Origin of the sequence: Streptomyces murinus (assembly GCF_002154555.1) — a bacterium.
Taxonomy (GTDB): Bacteria; Actinomycetota; Actinomycetes; order Streptomycetales; family Streptomycetaceae; genus Streptomyces; species Streptomyces murinus.
On sequence record NZ_MUNF01000272.1, the window covers coordinates 1 to 6,672 of the forward strand.

The following is a 6,672-nucleotide window of genomic DNA, read 5'->3' on the forward strand; positions in this document are numbered from 1 at the left end:
ACCCCGTACTGCTCGCCCGGCACGCGCAGATCCAGGTGGAGCAGGAGATCCGGGTGGCTCGCACCGCGCTCCAGACCGCGCGTGCCGGGCGAGCAGTACGGGGTGCCGGATCAGGGCCGGGTAGCTGGCATAGCGTGCCGGGATCAGCTCGCGCAGCCACTTGGCGGCCGAGCGCTCCCAGTCGTACGAGCCGGGGGTCTTGACCTGGCAGGGCCAGTCGGGGCTGATGCGCGTGCTGGTCAGGGGCATGGTCACGGGCATGGTCACTTCCGGTCTGCGGCGTCGTGAGGGTGGTCCGACGAGATGCGGGCGGCCCCGGCCTAGGGGATGACCGGGGCCGCCCCTGGTGCGGCACAGGGGCGCCGCACCACCGGACACCCTCGGCGCCGTCCGGGTAGGTGACGGCGGTCAGGGATGTCCGTGCGGGCGATCCGCCAGCAGAGTATTTATATATACCGAGCAGTTTGCAAGACGTATGAAAACATTCATCCTCGATATGAGGTGAAAGATCCGTCTACGGGCGGTCGACGACCGCAAGATCTTCACGGGTGTGCGGGCGGCGCCGCAGGACCGCTCAGTCCCGTACGAAGAACTGGTGCTGGTCGGACACCTGCTCGTACTTCTCCAGCCGCGCCTGCGTCCGCTCCGGGTCGGCGTCGGTCATCGCCTGGAGCAGCGCCGCGGCCATCACGTTGGGCGCGGCGTAGGAGTCGAAGACCAGCCGGGAGCCGGTGCCGGTGGCGAAGGTGACGTCGGCCTCGTCGGCCAGCGGCCCGAGCGCGAGGTCGGTGATCAGGGCGACCTTCAGACCGACGCGGTGCGCGACCCGGACCGCCTGGAGGGTCTCGTGCGAGTGCCGGGGCATGGCGAAGGCCAGCACCCAGCTGCCGCCGGCCTCGCGGGACTGGAGCAGCGCGTCGTAGGCCACGCTGCCGCCCCGGGTGACCAGCCGTACATCGGGGTGGATACGACGTGCCGCGTAACCGAAGTACTCCGCCAGCGATTCCGCGATGCGCAGGCCCAGCACGGTCAGCGGGGTGGAGCGGGACAGCTCGCGGCCGATGTGGATCACCCGGTCCGGGTCGGCGAAGTCGCGGCGCAGGTTCTCCAGGTTCGCGAGTTCGGCGTCCACGGCGGCCTGTAGCTCATTGGCGCGGTCCGGCTCACCGGGCCCGCCCGCCAGGGCCTTCAGCGCGATCGACTGGAGCCGTTCGCGCAGCGCGGGGTAGCCGCTGAAGCCGACGGCACCGGCGAAGCGGGTCACGGACGGCTGGCTGACTCCGACCCGGTCCGCCAGTTCGGTGATCGACAGGAACGCGGCCTCGGTGATGTGTTCGATCAGATACTGGGCGATCCGCCGCTGCCCCGGGGACAGACGGGGGCCGTCGAACAACTCCCTGAGCTGAGAGGTCGGGGCGGCCTCGACCTCCGGCGCGGTCTTGCCCGAAGTGATCGCTGATGCCTGTGCGCGGGCCTGCTGCGGCGAGGGCACCGGTCCGTCTCCTTTGTCTCCCACGAGCACTCAACATAGCTCACCCAGCGCCGTGACCAGCGGGTTGACCAGCAATCGAGGGAACCGGCCCACCGCCCGGCGCTGCCAGGGGAGTCGGCCCCACCGACCAAGGGCCGACCAAGGGCCGACCGGCCCGTACGGCCGAGAGGCGATCGACTCCGCAGGCCGGCGCCGCTCGGCCCGGCTGACCAGGGGTCACCCCGGCCCGGCCGGCTCGGCCTGCCCCGGCCACCCAAGCGAAGGCGGCGCAGCCCACCCCTGGGGGACGCGAAGCCGACGGTCGCGCACCCCAGGGGCCCGAAGCCGACAGTCGCGCACCCCGTAGGGGTCCAAAGCCGACAGCAGCGCCCGTAAAGAGCACGAAGGCTGCGCCATCGCCCCCCCCCGCAGGAGGTCACCCAGGGGGTCACCCAGGAGGTCACCCAGGGGTCACCGAGGCGACGGCATCGCCCCCGCCGGGACCACCAGATCCGCCCGCCCCCGCGTCGTCGCCACCAGCTCGGCATTGCGCTGATCCGTGCCCAGCACCCACGCGCGCGCCGCCGCGGGCTCCTTGCCGAACTCCTCGTGCCGGGCCACCAGTCGGCGGATCCGCTCGGCCTCGGGGATCTCGCAGTACCAGACCTCGTCCAGGGCCGGCCGCACCCGCGCCCAGGAACCCTCCTGGAGGAGAAGGTAGTTGCCCTCGGTCACCACGAGCCGGGCGGCCGGCGGTACCGGGATCGCACCGGCGAGCGCCTGTTCGAGGACCCGCTCGAACCCCGGCGCGTACACGACCTCCTCCGGCTCCTCCCGCAGCCGCCGCAGCAGCGCCGCGTACCCGGCCGCGTCGAAGGTGTCCGGCGCGCCCTTGCGGTCCCGCCGCCCCAGCCGGTCGAGTTCGGCATCGGCCAGATGGAAGCCGTCCATGGGGACATGGGCGGCCCACGGCGGCCCGTCGGCGTTCAGCGCGCGCACCAGAGTTGCGGCCAAGGTGGACTTGCCCGCGCCGGGGCCGCCCGCGATGCCGAGCAGGGCGCGCCGGCCGCCTCGGGGGAGTGCGCGGGCGCGCGCGAGGAGGTCGTCGAAGGTCGGGGGCACATGGTCGGAGGTCAACGGCACACCCCCGAGTGTGTCACCCCGAAACCGGGAAAATTGTGGCGCGGGACACTCGCTGGAGCGCCGTTGATGGGGAACAGTCCTCGGTATGACTCAGCTCGGACTCCCCGACGACATCCAGGCCTGCCTCTTCGACCTCGACGGGGTCGTCACCAGGACGGCCGTGGTGCACGCGGCCGCCTGGAAGGAGACGTTCGACGCCTTCCTGCGCTCCCAGGAGGGCGCGGGGGCACGGCCGTTCGACGCGGTCGCCGACTACGACGAGTACGTCGACGGCCGCCCCCGCGCCGACGGGGTGCGCGCCTTCCTGGAGTCACGCGGCATCCACCTCCCGGAGGGCACGTCGGACGACCCACCGGACGCGCTGACCGTGAACGGCCTCGGCAACCGGAAGAACGAACTGCTCCTGGAGCGGATCCGCACCGGCGGCGTCGAGGCGTACGAGGGCACCCTGCGCTACCTGGAGGCGGTCCGCGCCGAGGGGCTGCGCACCGCGATCGTCTCCTCCAGCGCCAACTGCCGTGATGTGCTGCGGGCCGTGGACGCCGAGCACTTCTTCGACGTACGCATCGACGGCGTGGTGGCCGCCGAGCGCAAGCTGCCCGGCAAGCCGCATCCCGACACCTTCCTCGCCGCCGCCCACGACCTCGGCGTCGAACCCTCCCGGGCGGCCGTCTTCGAGGACGCGCAGGCCGGCATGGACGCGGGCCGCGCGGGCGGCTTCGGGTACGTCGTCGGCCTCGACCGGGTCGGCCAGCGCGACGCCCTGTACGCGCACGGCGCGAGCGTCGTCGTGGCGGACCTCGCCGAGCTGGGAGGCAAGCGGTGATCACCCAGGGGTCGTACGCCGTCGAGCCGTGGACGGTCCGCGAGACCACCCTCGACCTCGACGTACTCGCCCAGAGCGAGTCCGTGTTCGCGCTGTCCAACGGGCATGTCGGCTGGCGCGGCAACCTCGACGAGGGCGAACCGCACGGACTGCCCGGCAGCTACCTCAACGGTGTGCACGAGGTGCACCCGCTGCCGTACGCGGAGGCCGGGTACGGCTATCCGGAGTCGGGCCAGACCGTCATCAACGTCACCAACGGCAAGGTGCTGCGGCTGCTCGTGGACGACGAGCCGTTCGATCTGCGCTACGGCCGCCTCACCGCCCACGAGCGGGTGCTCGACCTGCGCCGCGGGGTGCTGGAGCGGACCTGCGAGTGGACCTCACCGGCCGGTTCCACGGTCCGCGTGCGCTCGACCCGGCTGGTCTCGCTCACCCAGCGCGCGGTGGCCGCCGTGGCGTACGAGGTGGAGGCCGTCGACGCGCGCAGCCGGGTGGTGATCCAGTCCGAACTGGTCGCCAACGAGAGCCTGCCCGGCTCCGACGGCGACCCGCGCGCCGCGATGGCGCTCCAGTCGCCCCTGGAGCAGGAGGACCATCTCGCCACGGGCAACCGGCTGCGCCTGGTGCACCGGACCCGGCGCAGCGGCCTGCGGGTCGCGGTCGCCGCCGACCATGTCGTCAGCGGACCCGAACGCACCACCACCCGCAGCGAGAGCGGCACCGACCTGGCCCGGCTGACCGTCACCTCCGTCCTGGAGCCCGGACAGAGCCTGCGGGTGGAGAAGCTGGTCGCCCACGGCTGGTCAGCGACCCGCTCGCTGCCCGCGATGGCCGACCAGGTCGACGCCGCGCTCGCGGCCGCCGCCCACGACGGCTGGCCCGGACTCCTCGCCGACCAGCGGGCCTGCCTGGACGACTTCTGGGCGCGCGCCGACGTCGAGGTCAGCGGCGACGAGGAGATCCAGCAGGCCGTACGGTTCGCCCTGTTCCACGTCCTCCAGGCGGGGGCCCGCGCGGAGCGGCGCGCGATACCCGCGAAGGGCCTGACCGGCTCCGGCTACGACGGACACGCCTTCTGGGACACCGAGATGTTCGTGCTGCCGGTGCTCACCCACACCGCGCCCGCGGCCGTCGCCGAGGCGCTGCGCTGGCGGTACAGCACCCTGGACGAGGCCCGTGAGCGCGCGGCCCAACTGGGGCTCGCCGGGGCCGCGTTCCCCTGGCGGACCATCGCGGGACCGGAGGGCTCGGCGTACTGGCCGGCCGGCACCGCCGCCTTCCATGTGAACGCCGGCATCGCCGACGCCGTCGTCCGCTATGTCGAGGCCACCGACGACACCGCCTTCGAACGCGAGGCCGGAGTCGAACTCCTCGTGGAGACCGCCCGGTTGTGGCGCTCGCTCGGCCACCACGACGCCCATGGCGTCTTCCATCTCGACGGCGTCACCGGACCCGACGAGTACAGCGCGGTCGCCGACGACAACGCCTATACGAACCTGATGGCACGTCAGAACCTGCTGGCCGCCGCCGATGTCGTCGAACGCCATCCGCGCGAGGCCGCCCGGCTCGGGGTGGACGAGGAGGAGAGCGCGGCCTGGCGGGACGCGGCCGGGGCGATGCATGTGCCGTACAACGCCGAACTCGGCGTCCACGAACAGCACTCCGGGTTCACCCGCTACCAGCGCTGGGACTTCGACGGCACCCGCTCCGACCAGTACCCGCTGCTGCTGCACTTCCCGTACTTCGACCTCTACCGCAAACAGGTCGTGAAACAGGCCGACCTGGTGCTGGCGCTGTACACCTGCGACGGCTGGTTCGCCGAGCGGTACGACGAGGAGCAGATCGCCCGGAACTTCGCCTATTACGAGCCGCTGACCGTCCGCGACTCCTCCCTGTCCGCCTGCTGCCAGGCCGTCGTCGCCGCCCGCACCGGCCATCTCGACCTCGCCTACGACTACACGGCCGAGGCGGCCCTGATGGACCTGCACGACCTGGAGCACAACACCCGCGACGGACTGCACATCGCCTCGCTCGCCGGCACCTGGATGGCGCTGGTCGCGGGCTTCGGCGGGATGCGCCGCGACGGCGAACGGCTGCGCTTCGCCCCCCGGTTGCCCGAGCGGCTCTCCCGGCTCGCCTTCCATGTGCAGTTCCGGGGCCGCAGGCTGCGGGTGGAGATCGACGCGGACAAGACGACGTACGAGCTGCTCGACGGGCCGCCGCTGGACCTGCGGCACCACGGGGACGCCGTCACGGTGACCATGACCGAGCCGGCCGTCCGCGCCGTACCACCGGGCCCCCGCCGGGCACTGCCGGAGCAGCCACGGCACCGGGTGCCGAACCAGACCTCCTGAGGCCGGATCTCCCGGGGCTCGGCCCTCTTGAGGTCCGGACGGGGGCCCGGTCCGCTCAGAGTGGCGCGCCCGTCAGCAGGCGGAAGAGGTCGCCCGTGGCGTCCGCCGCCAGCAGCGGCGGCAGGGTGCTCAGGGCGAGCACGGCCAGCGCGGCGGACCCGAGGCTCGGCTGCGGGGCGGCCTGGAGGGCGGCGATACGGCGGGTGACGGCGCGGTCGGCGAAGTGCAGCGCGCACACCGCGCCGCCCCGCTGCGCCGTGAGCGCGGCCCGCGCCAGCGCGTGCGCGGTCGTACGGCGGTCGCCGACCACGGCCGCCGCCCGCTCGTCGGCCCATCGCTCCACCAGGTAGACGACGGCCGAACGCACCGGACACAGCAGCGGATCGGCCGCCGCCGCGAGAGTGGCCGCCGTGACCAGGACATCGTGCCGATGGGCGAGATGGGCCCGCTCGTGCGCGAGGAGCGCCCGCCGCTCCGCGGGCCCGAGCGCGCCCAGCATCGCCGAGGTGACCAGGATCCGGCCGGGCCGCCCGGGGACCGCGCACGCCCGCGGCACCGCCGAGGCGGCCACGATCAGCTCGGTGTCCGCAGGATGCCCCGCGCACAGCCGCCGCAGCGCCCGGCGGGTGCGCAGCTCGGCCCGTACGGCACGGTGCAGCCGCACGCCGACGACCACCAGCGCCAGACACGCGGCGAGACCGATCACCACCGGCACGGGATCGGCCGCCGCCCCGCCCTGCCCGGCGCCGCGCACCACCGCCGGCACGTCCCCGAGCAGCGTCGCGCCGAGCAGCACCAGCGTCCAGGCGGTGGCCCCGGCGGTCAGCACGGCGGCGGCGGCCAGCACCCGCGCGGCGGCCGCGGGCGCGACGTACCGG

Annotated in this window: 6 protein-coding genes; 2 read left to right on the forward strand and 4 right to left on the reverse strand. The window is 73.4% G+C overall.

The window, feature by feature from the left end; all coding sequences use genetic code 11:
- From CCN72_RS38630 to CCN72_RS17800, 3 genes are all read right to left on the reverse strand, one after another.
- Nucleotides 1-249, reverse strand: a 249-nt coding sequence (locus tag CCN72_RS38630) for a hypothetical protein (RefSeq protein ID WP_425276154.1), incomplete at its 3' end; no start/stop codon positions are given.
- Nucleotides 250-574: 325 nt separating this feature from the next.
- Nucleotides 575-1,492: a MurR/RpiR family transcriptional regulator gene (locus CCN72_RS17795; RefSeq protein ID WP_037652601.1), complete on the reverse strand. Its 918-nt coding sequence runs from the start codon at nt 1,490-1,492 to the stop codon at nt 575-577.
- Nucleotides 1,493-1,942: 450 nt separating this feature from the next.
- Nucleotides 1,943-2,593, reverse strand: coding sequence for a nucleoside/nucleotide kinase family protein (locus tag CCN72_RS17800; RefSeq protein ID WP_086808374.1), 651 nt, complete (start codon nt 2,591-2,593; stop codon nt 1,943-1,945).
- A gap of 106 nt (nt 2,594-2,699) precedes the next feature.
- Between CCN72_RS17800 and CCN72_RS17805 the strand changes: the two genes are divergently transcribed.
- Both CCN72_RS17805 and CCN72_RS17810 read left to right on the forward strand, forming a co-directional pair.
- Complete coding sequence (locus CCN72_RS17805) at nt 2,700-3,440, forward strand: HAD family hydrolase (RefSeq protein ID WP_086808371.1); 741 nt, start codon at nt 2,700-2,702, stop codon at nt 3,438-3,440.
- A complete protein-coding gene (locus CCN72_RS17810; RefSeq protein WP_086808372.1) occupies nt 3,437-5,794 on the forward strand; it encodes a glycoside hydrolase family 65 protein in 2,358 nt (785 codons plus the stop codon). Before CCN72_RS17805 ends, CCN72_RS17810 begins: the two co-directional genes overlap by 4 nt.
- Nucleotides 5,795-5,849: 55 nt before the next feature.
- Here the strand turns inward: CCN72_RS17810 and CCN72_RS17815 are convergent.
- Nucleotides 5,850-6,672 (reverse strand): M56 family metallopeptidase (locus tag CCN72_RS17815; protein WP_086808375.1); only part of this gene is annotated, 823 nt, incomplete at its 5' end.